This is a genomic window from Capnocytophaga cynodegmi DSM 19736 (assembly GCF_000379185.1).
GTDB classification, from domain to species: domain Bacteria; phylum Bacteroidota; class Bacteroidia; order Flavobacteriales; family Flavobacteriaceae; genus Capnocytophaga; species Capnocytophaga cynodegmi.
The window spans coordinates 126028-143758 of the sequence record NZ_KB900704.1 but is presented as its reverse complement, the minus strand read 5'-3'; the positions used below and the strand labels follow the sequence as shown (position 1 = coordinate 143758).

Sequence of the window (17731 nt, the reverse complement as noted above, 5' to 3'; positions counted from 1 at the left end):
ACTTATTAAATATGTAAAAAACTGCCTTTTGTGGGCAGTTTTTTATTCAATAAAAAAATAATTTTAACAAAATATAAAAGCATTATTACAAAAAAAAGCATAGATTTGCGGAACTGATTAATAAAAAATTACTATGGCAAAACAAAAATACACCCGATTACAAACAAGTCTACATCCTGAAATTATTGATTTGTTAAATCAGCAAGTTAGCAAAGAAGCAGAGGCGAGTTCTATTTATTTGGCAATGGCATCTTGGTGTGAGGTCAATGGATTTCCGCGAAGTGCTGAATTTTTTTACTGCCACGCTGTGGAAGAGAGAGACCATATGATGAAAATTTTCCGTTTTTTAAATGAAAACGGAGCGAGGGCTTTTGCTCCTGAAGTAGGCAAAGTACAACAAGATTTCAAATCGCTTAGGGAAGTATATGAAAAAACCTTAGAGCACGAAATTGAAGTGACAAAATCCATTTTTTCTATTTTCCAAAAAGCACGACAAGAGGCTGATTATGCGAGTGAAAACTTCTTGCAATGGTTTGTAGAAGAGCAACTTGAGGAGGAGCGTCTGGTACATAGCATTCTTGATATGTTCCAGTTTATGGAAGGAAAAGACAATCCGTTGGCTCTAAAATTAATTGATGAACGCATCCCGTTAGAAGACGCATGATGATTTTAGTTACTGGCGGAACTGGACAGATAGGAAGCCATTTATTATTCTATCTTACTCAAAAAGAGGATAGAAAGATACGGGCAATTTATCGTTTTGCAAGTTCGTTGGAAAAAATTAAAAATATATTCAAAAGATTATCCCACACAGGAGAAAAGCAATTTTCTCAAATAGAATGGGTTAAGGCTGATATTAATGACATCCCGAGTCTGGAAACAGTTTTTCGGGATGTTTCTTATGTGTTTCACGCAACTGGGTTTATCTCATTTCAACCAATTGATTTTGAAAAACTTATCAAAATTAATGTAGAAGGTACAGCTAACATAGTAAATCTCTGTATTGATTTTAAAGTAAAGAAGTTATGTCACGTAAGTTCTGTATCAGCTTTGTCTTCGTCAGTTGGTAAAATTACAAATGAGTCAAGTGATTGGAATCCAGAGGATAATAATCACGATTACGCGATTAGTAAGCACGGAGCTGAAATGGAGGTTTGGCGAGGTTCACAGGAAGGTTTAAAGGTTGTGATAGTGAATCCATCTGTGGTTTTGGGAGCTTATTTTTGGAATTCAGGTTCAGGACTTTTATTTGAAAAAGTTGCAAAAGGACTTACTTTTTATCCCTCAGGTGGAACAGGTTTTGTTGATGTTGAAGATGTAGCCAAAGCGATGATTGCTCTTCAATTTTCAGAAGTTGAAAATCAGAGATTTGTGCTTAATGGTTCAAACCAAACATACGAGTATATTTTAAAGAAAATTGCTAATTATTTAGCGGTGAAATCTCCTCGAAAGAAGATAAGTCACAGAACACTTCGCTTACTTGCCTATTTAGATAGTTTTTTGAGTTTCCTTTGCTTGAAAAAAAGAACATTAACTCCAAGAAGTGCAGACTCATTGGGTCGTATAATTACATACGATGGAAGTAAGATAAGTGAATTTGTTGATTTTCAATATAAAAACATAGACAATTCCTTGAAAGAAATTTGTGAAAAATATCATAAATGAAGAAATTTGGAACTTAAAAATTTAGTTTTTCAAAAAACTCAACAATGCTAATTCATAACTTTTCATACCAAACCCTAAAATGATGCCACTAGAAACAGGTGAAATGTAGGATTGATGTCGGAAAGTTTCCCGAGCGAATGTGTTTGAGATATGTACTTCGATTACAGGTGATTGTATTGATTTTATAGCATCAGCAATAGCGATAGATGTATGTGTATAAGCTCCTGCATTGAGGATTATTCCATCAAAATCAAAACCTATTTCATGAATTTTGTTGATAATTTCACCTTCTATATTACTCTGGAAATAAATTAGTTCAACTTCTGGATATTTTTTCTGTAAATTATAAAAAAACTGCTCAAAAGTTTGATTTCCGTATATTTCTGGCTCTCTTTTTCCTAAAAGATTAAGATTAGGTCCGTTAATAATTGCTATTTTCATTATTTCTGTTGTTTGGGATAATGATTTCTTCTATTTTAATTAAAATTTCTTCTATTTTTATGGTTTTTATAGCTCTCTCGTAGCCTTTTGGGTATTTATTTCCGTATACTGATGTAGGAATAAGAGGAAATTGGTTTCGATCTGCCAATAAAGCATTTTCAAAAGGTTGCCCGTAAGGATAAAATCCTGCAAAAGGGTGCGTTACTCCCCAAATGGTAATAGTTGGGATTCCATACATTGCAGCCAAATGAGTATTTCCACTATCCATAGATAACATAACGTCAAGATTTGCAATGAGTTGTAATTCCTCCTCAAAAGAAAACCGATCAATCATATTTTCTACGTTTGACAAATGAGCAACTTCCTCAACAATTTTTTGTTGATGTTCTCCACCACCGAAAATGTAAATTTTATTTTTTGGGTAATTATTTGATAATATATAAATTAGTTCTTTAAGATTATGGAATGGATATTGCTTTCCCAAATGAGAAGCAAAAGGGGCAATTCCAATGTTTTTTTCTTCTGAAAGTAAATTCTTTATTTCTTTTGACAATTTAGGTTTTGGAGCAAAATAATTTTTATTCAACGAAATAGGAAAACCTAATTTTTTGAAAACATCAGCATAACGTTGATATGATGTTTTTAATTGCTTGAAAATCTTACTTTTATCCCTTGTTAAATCTTTTTTTTCTTTTCTTCCTTTATCAATTTGAATAAAAGGAATTCTTGAAAATTTAAAAAAAATCTTTATAATGTTGGTTCTTAATACGTTGTGAATATCAGCAACAGCTTCAACTTCTAATTTTTTGAGCTCTTTGAACAATTGGTATAATCCTAAAATTCCTTTGTGCTTACCTTTTAAATCAATCTTAAGTATTTCACAATTAGGTATATGCAAAAACATCGGAGCAAACATCGGTTTCGTTACTAAGGTAATTTTAACATCGGGGTATTGCTCTGCAAAAGCCGTCAAAATAGGAACGCTAATGGCAACGTCACCCATAGCCGATGTGCGAAATACCGCGATATGCTTGAAATTCATTTTATTGATTTGTTAAAATTTATTCATTATCTTTGGCTCCTTATTATCCTATATATTTGATAGATAATAAAAAGTGATTACAAATATATTGAAATTTTCAAAAAATGAACCGTATTTTATTAGTTTTTTTTAGTTTTTTTGTTTCTGGAACATTTTATTCGCAAGAGGCAATCTTTGATTTTGACAAAAGCCTCCGATTTGATTTTTATTTGAATGGAGATGCTCACACCTCGGAGGTAATTCTTACACAAATGAAAAAGGAACCACATTGGGGAGGTTCAAGAACGAATTTAATTTTTCCGAATTATGGTGAATTTCGTTTACAAATGATTGACGAAAATACACAAAAAGTTGTTTTTTCAAAAGGATTTAATTCTCTTTTGAGTGAATGGCAGCATATTGAACAAGCAAAATCAGAGAAAAGATTGTTTTCTCACGCAATTCAGGTACCTTTTCCTGTTAAAGAGCTACAAATGCAGATAGCAAAGCGTAATAAAAGTGGAAAATTCGAGAAAATATTTGAAAAAAAAATTAATCCTAATGATTATTTCATAAAAGAAGAGACTGTTTCGTCTTATCCTGTACAGAAAATACTTGAAAATGGTAGTTCTTCTCAAAAAGTAGATATTGCTGTTTTGGCAGAAGGTTATACTGAGTGTGAGATTGAAAAATTCTATACAGATGCTAAGAAAATGGTTGATTATATGTTTACAATTCCTCCTTTCGATAGTCTTAAAAAAGATTTTAATGTATATGCAGTTGGTGTAACTTCTGAAGAATCAGGTACAGACGTTCCAGGTCAAAATATTTATAAGAAAACAGCTTTCGATGCTTCTTTCTATACATTTGATATGGATAGATACTTGACAACCAATAATATGAAAGCAATCGCTGACGCAGCTTCATTAGTACCCTACGATCAAATTTATATTTTGGTAAATACATCAAATTATGGAGGGGGAGGATTTTATAATCACTTAAATTTGGCAACTTCTGATCATTTTTTATCCGAAAAAGTATTTATTCACGAATTTGGACACGGTTTTGCTGGACTTGCTGACGAATACTATGATTCTTCTACTGCTTTTGACTCATTTTACAATGTTTCAGTGGAGCCTTGGGAAGAAAATATCACTTCTTTGGCTAATTTCGATATAAAATGGAAGGATATGCTGAAAAAATCAACTCCAATTCCTACACCAAGAACTCCAAAATATGAAAAACAAGTTGGTGTATTTGAAGGAGGAGGCTATGTTTCGAAAGGAATTTATAGTCCAGTACAGGATTGCCGAATGAAGTCCAACGATCCGAAGGGATTTTGTCCTGTTTGTGAACGTGCTATTCGTAAAATAGTTAAATTCTACACGGAATAAAAAGAACTGTAAAGCAAATAGAATTCTACATACTTGGTTCCTCAAGCAATTTTTTAAATTGGTTTCTATATCCGACTTTTTTTCTATTTTTGCAAAAATTTTTCAGAAAATGAATTTTGACATTAGGGAAATTATATCCACTACAATGGTACTTTTTGCTGTGATTGATATCGTTGGTAGTATCCCTATAATCATTAACTTACGGCAAAAGGTGGGGCATATTCAGTCCGAGAAAACAGCTATTGTATCGGCAATGTTGCTCATCTTGTTTTTATTTTTGGGGAAAGAAATTCTTAATCTATTTGGAGTGACGGTAGAATCGTTTGCAGTTGCTGGGGCATTTATTTTATTTTTTTTAGCTCTGGAAATGATTTTAGGAATTACTCTTTATCGAGATGAGGAGCCTCAAACGGCTTCCATCGTTCCTTTGGCGTTCCCTTTAGTTGCGGGAGCAGGTTCGATGACTACTGTCCTTTCTTTACGAGCAGAATATCACCTTGAAAACATCATTGTTGGGATTGTTATAAATATCATATTTGTATACATCGTATTGAAATCTTCCAAGAAAATAGAAAAAATATTGGGCAAACAAGGAATAAATGTAATTCGTAAGATATTTGGTGTTATTTTACTTGCTATTGCTGTGAAATTATTTGCTACGAATGTTAAAGGTCTATTTGCTTAAAAATTAGTTTTTTATGAAAATATTTATTATAATATTATTTGTTTTATCTTTAGTTATAATCGGATTTAATATCTATTTGATAGATTTTTCAAATCCGTTTGAAGGGAGAAGCTTTGTAGCTTTGATTTCGGCAGGTGTGGCAGGAATTGCTTTGTTGTTGCTTTTGGCTTTTTATCTTTCAAGGCGAATTAAAGAAAAATTGAAATAAAAATATCTGAGGTTATGCTTGTTTCTAACAAAGAAAATAATTTTTTCCTTTTGGCAGGTCCTTGTGCTATTGAAGGAGAGGAAATGGCGATGCAAATTGCCGAAAGAATAGTTTCCATCACGGATAAACTAAACATTCCGTATGTTTTTAAAGGTAGTTTCAAGAAGGCAAATCGTAGTCGGATAGATTCCTTTACAGGTATTGGAGACGAAAAAGCTTTGAAAATTCTTGAAAAAGTAGGTAAAACATTCGGTGTGCCCACAGTTACTGATATTCACGAAGTTAGTGATGCTGATATGGCTGCCCAATATGTTGATGTACTACAAATTCCAGCTTTTTTAGTACGCCAAACCGATTTGGTAGTTGCAGCGGCTAAAACAGGTAAGGTAATTAACTTGAAAAAAGGACAATTTATGAGTCCTGAAAGTATGAAACACGCCGTTCAGAAAGTGATTGATAGCGGGAATAATAGTGCTTTAATCACCGACAGAGGAACTATGTTTGGCTATCAGGATTTAATTGTTGATTTTAGAGGAATTCCTGTGATGCGTTCGTACGCTCCTGTTATTATGGATGTTACGCATTCTCTACAGCAACCCAATCAAACAAGCGGAGTGACTGGAGGACGCCCAGAAATGATTGAAACTATTGCTCGTGCAGCTGTTGTTAATAACGTAGATGGATTGTTTATCGAAACTCATTTTGACCCTGCAAATGCAAAAAGTGATGGGGCTAATATGCTTCATCTTGATTTACTTGAAGGCCTTTTAACAAGATTAACAGCAATCAGACAAACAATTTTATCACTTGAGAATTAGTATTTTAATTTATTTGAGTTTACTAATTTTCTAATTTTTTCAAACTTTTAAAAATAATATGTATCATAAAGAAGCTCTTTCAAATCCAATTTTTTCGTTAATAAGTAAAGTTTCAAATGAAATTTCATTAGAAAGTTATGTAATAGGTGGATTTGTCAGGGATTATCTTCTGAAGAAAAAACTTCCGAAAGACATTGATATTGTTTCTATTGGGAGCGGAATTGCTTTGGCAGAAAAAGTAGCCGAAAAATTACCTAATAATCCTAAAGTATCTGTTTTTAAGAATTTTGGAACCGCAATGATAAAAGCAGATAATTTGGATATTGAATTCGTGGGGGCAAGGAAAGAAAGTTATGAGTCTAACTCTCGTAAACCTTACGTGGAAAGTGGAACACTTCAGGATGACCAAAATCGTAGAGATTTCACAATCAATGCAATGGCGTTATCTATTTCAGAACACAATTTCGGAGAATTAATCGACCCTTTTGATGGACTTTCTGACCTCAAAAATAAAATCATACGTACACCACTTGACCCAGATATAACCTATTCAGATGATCCTTTACGTATGATGAGGGCTATTCGGTTTGCTACCCAATTGAATTTTGAAATTGAGAAAAAGTCATTACAAGCAATCGCCAAAAACAAGGATCGATTAAAAATTATTTCGAACGAACGTATTGTAGATGAGCTGAATAAGATACTTTCTTCACCCAAACCTTCCATTGGATTGAAACTATTGTATGAAACGAAACTTCTTCATTATATTCTTCCAGAACTTGTTGAATTACAGGGGGTAGAGGAGCACGAAGGGCAACGACATAAAGATAATTTTTGGCATACATTGGAGGTTGTTGATAATATCGCTCAGAATACAGATGATTTGTGGCTACGTTGGTCAGCTTTGTTGCACGATATCGGAAAAGCTCCGACAAAGCGTTTTGATAAAAAAAATGGTTGGACGTTTCACGGTCACGAATTTTTGGGAAGCAAAATGGTTTTTCATATTTTTAAGCGATTGCGAATGCCTTTAAATGATAAAATGAAATACGTTCAGAAAATGGTTCGTATGAGTTCTCGTCCTATTATTATTGCAGAGGATATTGTTACGGATTCTGCGGTAAGACGTTTGGTTTTTGATGCTGGAGATGATTTTGAAGATTTGATGACGCTCTGTGAGGCAGATATTACCACAAAAAATCCAAAGAAATTCAAACAATATCACGATAATTTTCAGCTGGTACGCCAAAAAGTTGTAGAGGTAGAGGAAAAAGACCACATTCGTAATTTCCAACCTCCAATTTCGGGAGAAGAAATTATGAAAACATTTAATTTGAAACCTTCTCGTGAAATAGGAACGCTAAAAGATGCCATAAAAGAAGCTATTTTGGACGGAAAGATATCAAATGATTACGAGACTGCCAAAAAATTTATGTTTGATAAAGCTAAGCAGATGAAGTTGATATAAATAAAAAGGCTGAAGAACGTAATTATTCTTCAGCCTTTTTGTTTTAAACCAAATTTTATTATAACAGATTGTTTGTAATTAGATACTCAGCAATTTGGATTGTGTTTGTTGCTGCTCCTTTCCTTAAATTATCCGAAACAACCCACATATTCAGCGAATTAGGTTGGGATTCATCTTTTCGTAGACGCCCTACAAAAACATCGTCTTTCCCTTGTGCATATAAAGGCATAGGGTAGGTGTTTGTGTTGGTATCATCTTGAAGGACTAATCCTGAGGTTTTTGAAAAGATATCCCTAACTTCATCTAAATTGAAATCATTAATAAGTTCAACATTTATGGATTCACTATGTCCGCCAACAACAGGAATACGAACAGCAGTAGCCGTGACAGCAATGCTATCGTCGCGGAGAATTTTTTTCGTTTCACGAACCAGTTTCATTTCTTCTTTTGTGTAGCCATTATCCTCGAATACATCACATTGCGGAATAGCATTTCGGTGTATTTGATAATGATAAGCCATATCTCCTTTTTCTCCTTTGTACTCGTTTTCAAGTTGTTTTACCGCTTTTACTCCAGTACCAGTGATGGATTGATAGGTAGAAACCACAACCCGTTTGATTCCATATTTTTTTTGTAATGGAGCCAAAGCAATTAGCATCTGAATGGTAGAGCAGTTTGGGTTGGCGATGATTTTATCTTCTTTTGTGAGAACATCAGCGTTGATTTCAGGAATTACAAGTTTTTTGGTCGTATCCATACGCCAAGCGGAAGAATTATCAACTACAGTCGTACCCACTTGTGCAAATTTTGGAGCCCATTCCAAAGAAACACTTCCACCAGCTGAAAATAATGCAATGTCAGGTTTTAATGAAACTGCTTGTTGTAACCCGACTACCGAATACTCTTTCCCTTGAAAAGTTATTTTCTTTCCTACAGACTTTTCTGAAGCAACAGGAATTAACTCAGTTACAGGGAAATTACGTTCGTTTAAAACTTCCAGCATTACGTTACCGACCATACCAGTAACACCCACAATAGCTACTCTCATAAATGTTTAAAATAAAAAAATGACCAGCAAATTTACATATTATATTTTAATTGTGGAATCTATTGTGCCAAATTGTTCAATTTGTAACAAAATATATTTTTATTGATTTTTGAAAAATTCTCTCAAAAGTATACGAAAAATAGCTAATATGAAATGTGTTTTAAAATGATTCTTAATAATGATGGTATGGAAGTAATTTTTTCTCTTTTAAAATTCAAAAAAAATGATGAACTTTGTGCCCGTTTTATGATTTAAAATTCTAAAGAAAAGAATGCTTCTACTAAAGGATACATTGAAACACAAAGGATTGCGTAATCAATTAGCTGATTTGTTAAAAGAAAAAGGAATTACGGATACAAACGTTTTGAATGCTATTCGAACAATTCCCAGACATTTGTTTATGGATAGTAGTTTTGAGGCTCACGCTTATCAAGACAAAGCATTTCCTATTGGGGCAGGTCAGACCATTTCTCAGCCTTATACTGTAGCTTTTCAAACGCAACTATTGCAAGTTTCTGCTGGACAAAAAGTACTCGAAATAGGAACAGGAAGTGGCTATCAATCAAGTGTTTTGCTTTTTTTGGGAGTGAATTTATTTACAATAGAACGACAACAAAAACTCTTCAAACAAACACAATTATTACTTCCTAAATTAATGCCTCGTCTTGCAAAAATGTATTTTGGAGATGGTTACAAGGGGTTACCCAATGAAGCACCTTTCGACCGTATTTTGGTTACAGCTGGAGCTCCAGAAGTGCCAATTGCCTTACTGGCTCAATTAGCCGTAGGAGGAAGGTTGGTTATTCCTGTGGGAGAAGAAACACAAGTAATGACACTCTTTGAAAGAATATCTCAAAGTGAATTTCACAAAACAGAATATGGTGATTTTCAGTTTGTTCCTTTACTAAAAGATAAGGTTTAGAAAATAAAAAGAGAGCAAATCATAAGCCGGATTCTGTTTCTTGATGAACAAGATGCTTATCATTTATCTTGATTTGTAATTACTTACAAATTCGAACCGCTTACCCTCCAACATCGGACGAGCAATCCTAAAAAGCTGGTTTACATAGCGTTGCACCACATAGAGTTTACCTGATTTCACTACAGCCGAACTGTACTTGCTTTCTGTTGCACTTGTCCTCATCTCACGATGGACGGGCGTTACCCGTTATGCTGCTCTTTGGTGTCCGGACTTTCCTCTATAAAATAGCGATAAGCCAATTTACTCTCGGTGGCAAAGTTAAGAAATTATTTCGATTTTGGTTTCTGAAAATAATCAAAATAAACTTTTTGGGGTAATGCCTTTTTGTTTATATTTGCCCTCAAACATTTAATTTTTACAATGGTTCTCACAGAAAATATTTGCAAAAAATACGGAAACTACACAGCTTTAAATAATGTTTCAATCACAGTTCCTAAGGGAAGTATTTTTGGACTTTTAGGACCTAACGGAGCAGGTAAAACTTCTTTTATAAGAATACTTAATCAAATAACATATCCTGATTCAGGAAGGATATTTTTCAACGGAGAGCCTCTCAATCAACAACATATTTCACAGATAGGATATCTGCCAGAAGAGCGTGGACTCTACAAAACAATGAAAGTAGGCGAACAAGCAATTTATTTGGCTCAGCTTAAAGGACTTTCAAAGGAAAAAGCAAAGGAACGTTTGAAGTTCTGGTTTGAACGTCTGGATATTGGAAGTTGGTGGAACAAGAAAATACAGGAGCTTTCCAAAGGAATGGCTCAGAAAATTCAGTTTGTAGTAACGGTACTTCACGAACCCAAGTTGCTTATTTTTGATGAGCCTTTTAGTGGTTTTGACCCTATTAATGCCAATGTTATTAAAGATGAGATTTTATACCTTCGGGAGCAAGGAGCTACGATTATATTTTCAACACACAGAATGGAATCAGTGGAAGAGCTTTGTGACCATATAGCATTGATTAATAAGTCGGAAAAAATTCTGGAAGGTAATTTGTTAGATATTAAACGCTCTTTTAAAAGTAATATTTTTGAAGTAGGATTAAAAGTAAACGAAGACAAGCAAACGGAGCTTTTGACTGAATTACAAGAACATTTTTCAGTAGATAAGGCAAATTTTAAAAGCTTATATGATAGTTTAAAACTAAATATTTATAAAAAAGAATATCAAACAGCTAATGAATTGTTGCAATACTTGAATTCTAGAGCAGAAGTCACACATTTTGTTGAAAAAATACCTACTGTTGATGAAATATTTATGCGTTCTGTTGAAAAAAAGAACTAAAATGCAATATTTTTTTCACATTTTTACTTTTAGCTATATAGATAATGAAACATTTAGGAATAATAACAAAACGGGAATATTTGAATAAAGTACGAAACAAATCTTTTATTATTATGACTTTTGTGAGTCCACTGGTTGTAATAATATTTGGTTTGTTGATAGGATATTTAACTAATATTAATAATACAGGAAGCGTAAAAAAAATAGCTGTTTTGGACGAAAGTCATCGTTTTTCAAATAGTTTTGAGAATACTTCAGCAGTGGAATATTTCTTTCTAAAGGAAGCTTCATTGAACGAAGCAAAAACGATAATTCTGGCTGAAAGTATGTACGGGCTATTGTATATTCCTCCAGTGAAGGATGAAAATTGGCATCAACGGATTGAATTTTTTAGTGAAGAATCGCCTAATATTTCCTTACTGAATCAGCTTTTGGATAATATAGAAACAACTCTTTTTCAGAATAATTTGACCTCAAAAGGAATAGACAAAAAGCAAATTGACGATTCCAAAGTGAAGGTAAATATTTCTTTGCAGAATTTTAGCGGAGAAAAAAGCTCAGAATTGGATAGCATCATCAAAATAGCTCTTGGAGGAATGGCTGGTTATCTCATTTTTATGTTCATTATCATTTATGGAAATTCAATTATGCGCAGTGTAATTGAGGAAAAAACCAATCGTATTATCGAAATTATCATTTCATCGGTGAAGCCTTTTGAGTTAATGTTGGGTAAAATTTTTGGCACTTCATTAGCGGGGATTACTCAGTTTTTAATTTGGATGGTTTTTGGTGGCTTTCTGATGACAATTCTCACTTCTTTTTTAGATGTAAATCCTTCATCAACAAATGAAGTTTTGATGAATAAATCAGGAATGGATAAGCTCACTTCAGAGGTTTTGTTAGCATTTTTCAAATTTCCGTTTATGGAAATGTTTACTTCTTTTTTGTTGTATTTTGTGGGAGGATACTTGTTGTATAGCTCTTTTTATGCGACAATTGGAGCGATGGTTGATAATGAAACAGATACACAACAATTCTTAATGCCGATTTTAATGCCTTTGATATTAGCAGTTTATGTTGGTTTTTTTACTGTGATAGAAGAACCTCACGGAACGGTTTCTGTCGTACTTTCGTATGTTCCACTCACATCTCCCGTGGTAATGTTAATGCGAATTCCTTTTGGTGTTCCTTGGTGGGAAGTACTCATTTCCATATTATTACTCTACGGAACATTCTTTTTAGTGATAAAATTTGCTTCGAAAATTTATCGTATAGGAATTTTGATGTATGGCAAAAAGGCAACTTACAAAGAGATTTGGAAATGGCTTAAATATTGAAAATAAATAAGGGCAAAAGTTTTATTTTGCCCTTATTTGTTATTTGAGCTTCAGAATTTCATTTAAGATGTCTTTAGCTACTTCGGTTTTATCTTTCAAAGGAAATGAAGTTTCTTTATTTCGAGTAATGAATGTGATTTTATTGGTGTCAGTTCCAAATCCAGCACCTTTGTCTTTCAGTGAATTAAGTACGATAGCATCTAAGTTTTTGTTGTTGAGTTTTATTCTCGCATTTTCTGATTCATTTTCAGTTTCCAAGGCAAATCCTACGAGAAGTTGTTGTTGCTTTTGTTTGCCTAATGAGGCAAGAATATCAATTGTAGAAACCAATTCTAAATTCAATGAAGTTTCTTTCTTTTTGATTTTTTCTGGGGCTTTTATTTTTGGAGTGTAGTCAGCTACAGCCGCTGATAAAATAGCAATGTCTGACGTTTTGAACTGATTTACAGTAGCTTCATACATATCTGATGCACTAATCACACGCTGTAGATGTATTTTATTGTGAATATTTGTTTCCGCAGAAGGTCCTAAAATCAAATGTACTTCGGCACCCTGTTTTAGAGCCTCGTTTGCTAAGGCAATCCCCATTTTTCCTGTGGAAAAGTTACCTATAAATCGCACGGGGTCAATAGCTTCGTAAGTAGGTCCAGCAGTTATTAGTACTTTCTTTCCTTTCAAAGGAAGATTGTGAGAAATGTTAGTTTCTATAAAGTTTATAATGTCCTCAGGTTCTGCCATTCTGCCTTGTCCAACCAGTCCACTTGCCAATTCTCCATAAGCCGCAGGAACTATCTGATTACCAAATGATTTTAACCTATCCAAGTTATTATTCGCGGTTGGGTGAGCATACATATCCAAATCCATAGCCGGAGCTATAAATGTAGGAGCTTTTGCAGAAAAATAAGTTGCTAATAATACGTTGTCACACAATCCATTAGCCATTTTTGCTAAAGTGTTTGCTGTTGCAGGAGCGATAAGGAGTAGGTCTGCCCAAAGAGCCAGTTCTACGTGGTTGTTCCAGTTGTTATCCGTTGTTTTAAAAGAAGAAATTACTTCATTTTTGGAAACTGTAGCCAATGTTAAAGGCGTAACAAACTCTTTGGCACTTTCTGTTAAAATTACTTTTACATTATGCCCTTTTTTTACTAACAAACGCACCAAATGGGGTGTTTTGTAGGCAGCAATTCCTCCTGTAATTCCTAAAATTATGTTCATAAGATTGTATCAAATTAGAAAAGGTTTTAAGTAATAAACCATTAAGTTCACTGCTCAAAACCTATATTTTACAAATGATATAACAACTTGATTGTTAAGCTTCCCGATAATAAACTTTATTCTCTAACCATTCTTTAATGGCAATGGCTTGTGGTTTTGGAAGTTTCTCATAGAATTTAGATACTTCAATTTGCTCTTTATTCTCAAAAATTTCTTCCAAATTATCGTTATTAGTTGCAAATTCGTCCAATTTTTCAATTAATTCTTTTTTAATTTCGGAATTTATCTGTACGGCACGTTTTGCAATAATTGAAATAGCTTCATAAATATTTTCGGTGGGAGCTTCAATAGCACTTCTGTTATAGGTAATTGTAGAAGTTGGAGCATCAATCTTTTTAAAATCCATATTTCTGTTCTTTTTTATAAAATTTTTATGAGTAAATTTTCAATGATGTTTCAATTTTTTGAAGCATTCTTTCAGCTTCTTTTTTGTATGATGTTTCAGGAAACGATTTTACCAAAGTTTCGTATGCTTCTTTGGCAATTCTTAAACGCTCTCCCTTTTTATGCTCCACACTATTGATTGCCCATTCGTAAGCTGAATGTAAACGTACAAAAAGAGCTTCCTCCTTGAAAATAGTTCCAGGATTGTGTGCTAAGAAATTATCTAAAGACTTCATAGCAGCCTGATAATCACGAATCAAGTTATATTGTTTTGCTATTTCAAACTCTTTTTTCTGAAGCCGTGTTAGCAAATCCAGTGTCATCTCATTAGCTTCGTTTGCATATTCTGTGTTGGTATACCTGTCCAAGAATAGCTGTAATTTTTCAAGTGCTTGATGCGTAGGTGTTTGGTCAACGCTGTACTTAGGGGCTTCTAAATAGATTGATTTGGCTGCTAAGAAAGCAGCTTCAGCTACTTTTTCACTTTTTGGATATAGCTTATAGAAACGTTCAAATTGGTATGAAGCCTTGTTATATTGCTTAGTTTTATAAAAGGCATCTGCGTACATATAAAGCACTCGCTCCCCTTGAGGTTTTCCTGCGTATTGGTTTACAATGTTTTCAAACAATTGTATCGACCTTTTGTATTTTCCTTGTTTGTATAGTTGCTCAGCCATATTGTACTTAAGTGTAGCATCATCAGACTTTAACGCTTTCTGATATTCACCACAAGAACTCAATAAACTTGCACTAAATAAACCTATTACGATGTATTTCTTAATTTGCATTCGGCAAAAGTAAATAGTTTTTATGATTTATCAAAATTATGTGAGCATTCCGCCATCCACATTAAGCACTTGTCCTGTGATATACGCAGCCATATCCGACGCTAAGAATACACAAGCATTGGCAACATCTTCTGGCTGACCTCCTCTTTTCAAAGGAATATTATCTCGCCAACCTTGTACTACTTTTTCATCTAAAATGGCTGTCATTTCAGTTTCAATAAATCCTGGAGCTATTGCATTGCAACGGATATTTCTGGAACCTAATTCCAAAGCTACAGATTTTGTGAAACCTAACATACCTGCTTTTGAAGCTGCATAGTTGGACTGACCTGCATTTCCCTTTACTCCCACAACACTACTAATGTTGATGATAGACCCGCTACGTTGTTTTAACATAGTACGTTGCACGGCTTTTGTCATATTGAAGACAGATTTTAAATTTACCTCAATTACTTTATCAAAATCTTCTTCTGAAATTCGCATTAACAGGTTGTCTTTTGTAATTCCTGCGTTATTTACCAGAATATCAATACCTCCGAACTCTTTAACTACATCTTCAGCCAATTGCTGGGCAGCCTCATAATCGGCAGCGTTACTTTGATACCCTTTAGCTTTTATTCCTTTAGCTTTTAATTCGTCTTCTAACTTTTGTGCAGCTTCTACCGATGAGCTATACGTAAAAGCAACATTGGCACCATACGAAGCGAAAACTTCGGCAATTCCTCGTCCAATTCCTCTACTTGCTCCTGTGATGATTGCAGTTTTTCCTTCTAATAGTCTCATATTTTGTTTAAATTTTATTGTTGAAAATTATTATTTTGTCTGAATAGTTTTTTAGATATTCCTATGCACGTTATCCGCCAACACGCTTTACTTTGAATCCTTTTTCTTTGAGGAACTTCATAATTTTATCACGATAATCTCCTTGAATTAAGATACTTTCATCTTTAAAAGAACCCCCAACGCCTAAAAGAGTTTTGATTTCCTTTGCTAGAATTTTGAAATCATTATCTGCTCCTGAATATCCTTCAATGATGGTCACAGGCTTTCCTTTGCGTTTTTCATATTTACAAATCAAGGGTTCGTCCTGAAGCCAAATATTTGAAATATTTTCCACAGGAGCTTCTTCTTCAATATGGTCGGGAAATAAATTTTTTAGCTGTTCGCGTAGCATTTTAATTGAAATATTTTCAAGTTGCAAATATATAAATAAAATTTAATTTTTTCGGGTTGAGCGAATTCAATATTCTTTATTAAATTTGCCAAAATAAAAAGAAATAATAAATGAAAAGAATATTTTTATCCTTAATTACAATTTTTGCCTTTGGTTGTAGTGTTCAAAAGAATGATATTCAAACTGAAGATAAGGTACTTCCAGTTTTTTTGAATGAAATTTCTGAACAAAGGCTAAACGAAACACTAAAAGTAATTGCTTCTGATGAAATGGAAGGACGAGACACAGGAAGTGAAGGCATCAAAAAAGCAGCAGATTATATTGTGAAGCAATACACAAAAGAAGGCATTATGTATCCGCCAAAAGCTTCGGGGTGGTTTCAAACTGTGCCAAAATCTTTTTTCAGAAATAAATACAATGATTCTGATAATATTTGGGCTTTTGTTCAAGGAAGTGAAAAGCCAGAGGAAGTTATCGTAGTATCAGCACATTATGACCACGTAGGAATGGAAGGTGAAGAAGTGTACAATGGTGCAGATGACAATGGTTCAGGAACGGTTGCTGTTATGGAATTGGCACGAGTGTTCAATTTAGCGAAGAAAAAAGGATACGCTCCTAAACGTTCAGTGATGTTTTTACTTGTAACAGGTGAAGAAAGAGGACTTTATGGTTCGGATTATTATTCTAAAAATCCGTTATATCCTTTAAAAAATACTGTGGCTAACATAAATATTGATATGATAGGACGAGTTGATAATCTGCATAAGGACAATAATTATGTGTATGTTATTGGTGCAGACCGATTGAGCTCAGAGTTGCATACAATTAATGAAGAAATGAATAGAAAATATGTCAATTTAAAATTGGATTATAAATATGACGACCGCAATGACCCTTGGCAAATTTATTATCGTTCTGACCATTACAATTTTGCAAAACACGGAATTCCTTCGGTTTTCTTTTTCAATGGATTACATTCAGACTATCATCAACCAACAGATACTCACGACAAAATAGATTTTGAAGCAATGACAAAACGTACCAAACTAATCTTTGCTCTGGCGTGGGAACTTGCTAATCGTTCGGAACGTATAAAAGTAGATAGAGACGGAAAATAAATTTTTGTAGTTAGAACTTAATTTATTATCTTTGCGTTTCTTTAAAAAAATCAAGAAAATGAAATATTTACAAAATAAATATGTGAAAATTGCCCTTGCCATATTGATTAATGTTTATGCCATATATCAATTCACAGAAGGGAATATTGGTAATGGAATTGCTTTGATGTTATTGTCAGCAATTCCTATAGTATTGTATTTCAGAAACGAGTTTATTTTGTTGGCTTTCCTAAGATTGAGAAAACAAGATTTTGAAGGTACTCAAAAATGGCTAAGTAAAATAGTTGAACCTGAAACGGCATTGATTAAAAAACAACAAGGGTATTATAATTATTTGCACGGAATTATTTATTCGCAAATAAATCTTACTCAGGCTGAGAAATATTTTAGAAAAGCTTTGCAGTTGGGGTTAAATATGAGCTATGATGTTGCTATGGCAAAGTTGAGTTTGGCAGGTATTATGTTACAAAAACGTAGAAAGCGAGAAGCTCAAGAATTACTTGCTGAAGCTAAAAAGCTGGATAAACAGAATATGATGACAGAACAAATCAAAATGATGCAACAGCAACTCAAGCGTATATAAAATAATATTGTAAAAAAGAGAAAGGTGATAATTCTAAAAAAATTATCACCTTTTT

At 33.5% G+C, this 17731-nt stretch carries 20 protein-coding genes and 1 other RNA gene; 12 read left to right on the top strand and 9 right to left on the bottom strand.

Features of this window, described 5'->3' with window-relative positions:
• Positions 1-133: 133 nt before the first annotated feature.
• Together YW9_RS0101830 and YW9_RS0101825 are read left to right on the top strand one after the other, a co-directional pair.
• On the top strand, positions 134-664 hold the full coding sequence (locus YW9_RS0101830) for a ferritin (RefSeq protein ID WP_018278472.1): 531 nt from the start codon (positions 134-136) through the stop codon (positions 662-664).
• The gene (locus tag YW9_RS0101825) at positions 664-1665 is read left to right on the top strand and encodes an NAD-dependent epimerase/dehydratase family protein (protein WP_026193734.1); all 1002 of its coding nucleotides are present in this window, start codon (positions 664-666) and stop codon (positions 1663-1665) included. Before YW9_RS0101830 ends, YW9_RS0101825 begins: the two co-directional genes overlap by 1 nt.
• Positions 1666-1686: 21 nt before the next feature.
• On the opposite strand, the gene aroQ is transcribed toward YW9_RS0101825, so the two are convergent.
• A complete protein-coding gene (aroQ, locus tag YW9_RS0101820; protein WP_018278470.1) occupies positions 1687-2106 on the bottom strand; it encodes a type II 3-dehydroquinate dehydratase in 420 nt (139 codons plus the stop codon).
• Positions 2087-3148, bottom strand: coding sequence for a glycosyltransferase family 9 protein (locus tag YW9_RS12380; RefSeq protein ID WP_018278469.1), 1062 nt, complete (start codon positions 3146-3148; stop codon positions 2087-2089). The genes aroQ and YW9_RS12380 overlap by 20 nt, the downstream gene beginning before the upstream one ends.
• 104 nt (positions 3149-3252) lie before the next feature.
• On the opposite strand from YW9_RS12380, the gene YW9_RS0101810 reads away from it, so the two are divergent.
• The 5 genes from YW9_RS0101810 (at position 3253) to YW9_RS0101790 (ending at position 7700) form a co-directional block, all read left to right on the top strand.
• Positions 3253-4521 (top strand): M64 family metallopeptidase, encoded by a 1269-nt coding sequence (locus YW9_RS0101810; RefSeq protein WP_018278468.1) that lies wholly within the window; start codon positions 3253-3255, stop codon positions 4519-4521.
• A gap of 109 nt (positions 4522-4630) precedes the next feature.
• Positions 4631-5206: a MarC family protein gene (locus YW9_RS0101805; protein ID WP_018278467.1), complete on the top strand. Its 576-nt coding sequence runs from the start codon at positions 4631-4633 to the stop codon at positions 5204-5206.
• 13 nt (positions 5207-5219) lie between these two features.
• A complete protein-coding gene (locus tag YW9_RS0101800) occupies positions 5220-5414 on the top strand; it encodes a hypothetical protein (RefSeq protein WP_018278466.1) in 195 nt (64 codons plus the stop codon).
• Positions 5415-5428: 14 nt separating this feature from the next.
• A complete protein-coding gene (kdsA, locus tag YW9_RS0101795; protein WP_018278465.1) occupies positions 5429-6232 on the top strand; it encodes a 3-deoxy-8-phosphooctulonate synthase in 804 nt (267 codons plus the stop codon).
• 58 nt (positions 6233-6290) lie between these two features.
• On the top strand, positions 6291-7700 hold the full coding sequence (locus YW9_RS0101790) for a CCA tRNA nucleotidyltransferase (protein ID WP_018278464.1): 1410 nt from the start codon (positions 6291-6293) through the stop codon (positions 7698-7700).
• Between the two features lie 58 nt (positions 7701-7758).
• On the opposite strand, the gene YW9_RS0101785 is transcribed toward YW9_RS0101790, so the two are convergent.
• Complete coding sequence (locus YW9_RS0101785; RefSeq protein WP_018278463.1) at positions 7759-8748, bottom strand: aspartate-semialdehyde dehydrogenase; 990 nt, start codon at positions 8746-8748, stop codon at positions 7759-7761.
• Between the two features lie 271 nt (positions 8749-9019).
• Here YW9_RS0101785 and YW9_RS0101780 point away from each other — a divergent pair, with 271 nt between their 5' ends.
• Positions 9020-9670 (top strand): protein-L-isoaspartate(D-aspartate) O-methyltransferase, encoded by a 651-nt coding sequence (locus tag YW9_RS0101780; RefSeq protein WP_018278462.1) that lies wholly within the window; start codon positions 9020-9022, stop codon positions 9668-9670.
• A 7-nt stretch (positions 9671-9677) separates the two neighbouring features.
• Here the strand turns inward: YW9_RS0101780 and rnpB are convergent.
• Positions 9678-9977, bottom strand: an RNA gene (gene rnpB / locus YW9_RS12975) — RNase P RNA component class A.
• A gap of 113 nt (positions 9978-10090) precedes the next feature.
• Here rnpB and YW9_RS0101775 point away from each other — a divergent pair.
• Positions 10091-11017 (top strand): ABC transporter ATP-binding protein, encoded by a 927-nt coding sequence (locus YW9_RS0101775; RefSeq protein WP_018278461.1) that lies wholly within the window; start codon positions 10091-10093, stop codon positions 11015-11017.
• A 44-nt stretch (positions 11018-11061) separates the two neighbouring features.
• On the top strand, positions 11062-12354 hold the full coding sequence (locus YW9_RS0101770) for an ABC transporter permease (protein ID WP_018278460.1): 1293 nt from the start codon (positions 11062-11064) through the stop codon (positions 12352-12354).
• Between the two features lie 39 nt (positions 12355-12393).
• Here the strand turns inward: YW9_RS0101770 and coaBC are convergent, their stop codons facing one another.
• From coaBC to YW9_RS0101745, 5 genes are all read right to left on the bottom strand, one after another.
• Positions 12394-13569 carry a bifunctional phosphopantothenoylcysteine decarboxylase/phosphopantothenate--cysteine ligase CoaBC gene (gene coaBC / locus YW9_RS0101765; protein WP_018278459.1) on the bottom strand — a complete coding sequence of 392 codons (1176 nt, stop codon included), beginning with the start codon at positions 13567-13569 and terminating at the stop codon, positions 12394-12396.
• A 94-nt stretch (positions 13570-13663) separates the two neighbouring features.
• Positions 13664-13975, bottom strand: coding sequence for a DNA-directed RNA polymerase subunit omega (locus YW9_RS0101760; RefSeq protein ID WP_018278458.1), 312 nt, complete (start codon positions 13973-13975; stop codon positions 13664-13666).
• 25 nt (positions 13976-14000) lie between these two features.
• On the bottom strand, positions 14001-14801 hold the full coding sequence (locus YW9_RS0101755) for an outer membrane protein assembly factor BamD (RefSeq protein ID WP_018278457.1): 801 nt from the start codon (positions 14799-14801) through the stop codon (positions 14001-14003).
• A gap of 36 nt (positions 14802-14837) precedes the next feature.
• Positions 14838-15584, bottom strand: a complete 747-nt coding sequence (fabG, locus tag YW9_RS0101750) for a 3-oxoacyl-[acyl-carrier-protein] reductase (RefSeq protein WP_018278456.1) — start codon at positions 15582-15584, stop codon at positions 14838-14840.
• A gap of 70 nt (positions 15585-15654) precedes the next feature.
• On the bottom strand, positions 15655-15975 hold the full coding sequence (locus tag YW9_RS0101745; RefSeq protein WP_018278455.1) for a translation initiation factor: 321 nt from the start codon (positions 15973-15975) through the stop codon (positions 15655-15657).
• Between the two features lie 110 nt (positions 15976-16085).
• Between YW9_RS0101745 and YW9_RS0101740 the strand changes: the two genes are divergently transcribed.
• On the top strand, positions 16086-17093 hold the full coding sequence (locus tag YW9_RS0101740; protein WP_018278454.1) for a M28 family metallopeptidase: 1008 nt from the start codon (positions 16086-16088) through the stop codon (positions 17091-17093).
• Positions 17094-17151: 58 nt separating this feature from the next.
• On the top strand, positions 17152-17676 hold the full coding sequence (locus YW9_RS0101735) for a hypothetical protein (protein WP_018278453.1): 525 nt from the start codon (positions 17152-17154) through the stop codon (positions 17674-17676).
• Positions 17677-17731 lie beyond the last annotated feature (55 nt).

Excerpts from the sequence above, each read along its gene's own strand:
- YW9_RS0101830 (WP_018278472.1), top strand. The coding sequence starts at position 134 with ATGGCAAAACAAAAATACACCCGATTACAAACAAGTCTACATCCTGAA.
- YW9_RS0101825 (WP_026193734.1), top strand. The coding sequence starts at position 664 with ATGATTTTAGTTACTGGCGGAACTGGACAGATAGGAAGCCATTTATTA.
- aroQ (WP_018278470.1), bottom strand. The coding sequence starts at position 2,106 with ATGAAAATAGCAATTATTAACGGACCTAATCTTAATCTTTTAGGAAAA.
- YW9_RS12380 (WP_018278469.1), bottom strand. The coding sequence starts at position 3,148 with ATGAATTTCAAGCATATCGCGGTATTTCGCACATCGGCTATGGGTGAC.
- YW9_RS0101810 (WP_018278468.1), top strand. The coding sequence starts at position 3,253 with ATGAACCGTATTTTATTAGTTTTTTTTAGTTTTTTTGTTTCTGGAACA.
- YW9_RS0101805 (WP_018278467.1), top strand. The coding sequence starts at position 4,631 with ATGAATTTTGACATTAGGGAAATTATATCCACTACAATGGTACTTTTT.
- YW9_RS0101800 (WP_018278466.1), top strand. The coding sequence starts at position 5,220 with ATGAAAATATTTATTATAATATTATTTGTTTTATCTTTAGTTATAATC.
- kdsA (WP_018278465.1), top strand. The coding sequence starts at position 5,429 with ATGCTTGTTTCTAACAAAGAAAATAATTTTTTCCTTTTGGCAGGTCCT.
- YW9_RS0101790 (WP_018278464.1), top strand. The coding sequence starts at position 6,291 with ATGTATCATAAAGAAGCTCTTTCAAATCCAATTTTTTCGTTAATAAGT.
- YW9_RS0101785 (WP_018278463.1), bottom strand. The coding sequence starts at position 8,748 with ATGAGAGTAGCTATTGTGGGTGTTACTGGTATGGTCGGTAACGTAATG.
- YW9_RS0101780 (WP_018278462.1), top strand. The coding sequence starts at position 9,020 with ATGCTTCTACTAAAGGATACATTGAAACACAAAGGATTGCGTAATCAA.
- YW9_RS0101775 (WP_018278461.1), top strand. The coding sequence starts at position 10,091 with ATGGTTCTCACAGAAAATATTTGCAAAAAATACGGAAACTACACAGCT.
- YW9_RS0101770 (WP_018278460.1), top strand. The coding sequence starts at position 11,062 with ATGAAACATTTAGGAATAATAACAAAACGGGAATATTTGAATAAAGTA.
- coaBC (WP_018278459.1), bottom strand. The coding sequence starts at position 13,569 with ATGAACATAATTTTAGGAATTACAGGAGGAATTGCTGCCTACAAAACA.
- YW9_RS0101760 (WP_018278458.1), bottom strand. The coding sequence starts at position 13,975 with ATGGATTTTAAAAAGATTGATGCTCCAACTTCTACAATTACCTATAAC.
- YW9_RS0101755 (WP_018278457.1), bottom strand. The coding sequence starts at position 14,801 with ATGCAAATTAAGAAATACATCGTAATAGGTTTATTTAGTGCAAGTTTA.
- fabG (WP_018278456.1), bottom strand. The coding sequence starts at position 15,584 with ATGAGACTATTAGAAGGAAAAACTGCAATCATCACAGGAGCAAGTAGA.
- YW9_RS0101745 (WP_018278455.1), bottom strand. The coding sequence starts at position 15,975 with ATGCTACGCGAACAGCTAAAAAATTTATTTCCCGACCATATTGAAGAA.
- YW9_RS0101740 (WP_018278454.1), top strand. The coding sequence starts at position 16,086 with ATGAAAAGAATATTTTTATCCTTAATTACAATTTTTGCCTTTGGTTGT.
- YW9_RS0101735 (WP_018278453.1), top strand. The coding sequence starts at position 17,152 with ATGAAATATTTACAAAATAAATATGTGAAAATTGCCCTTGCCATATTG.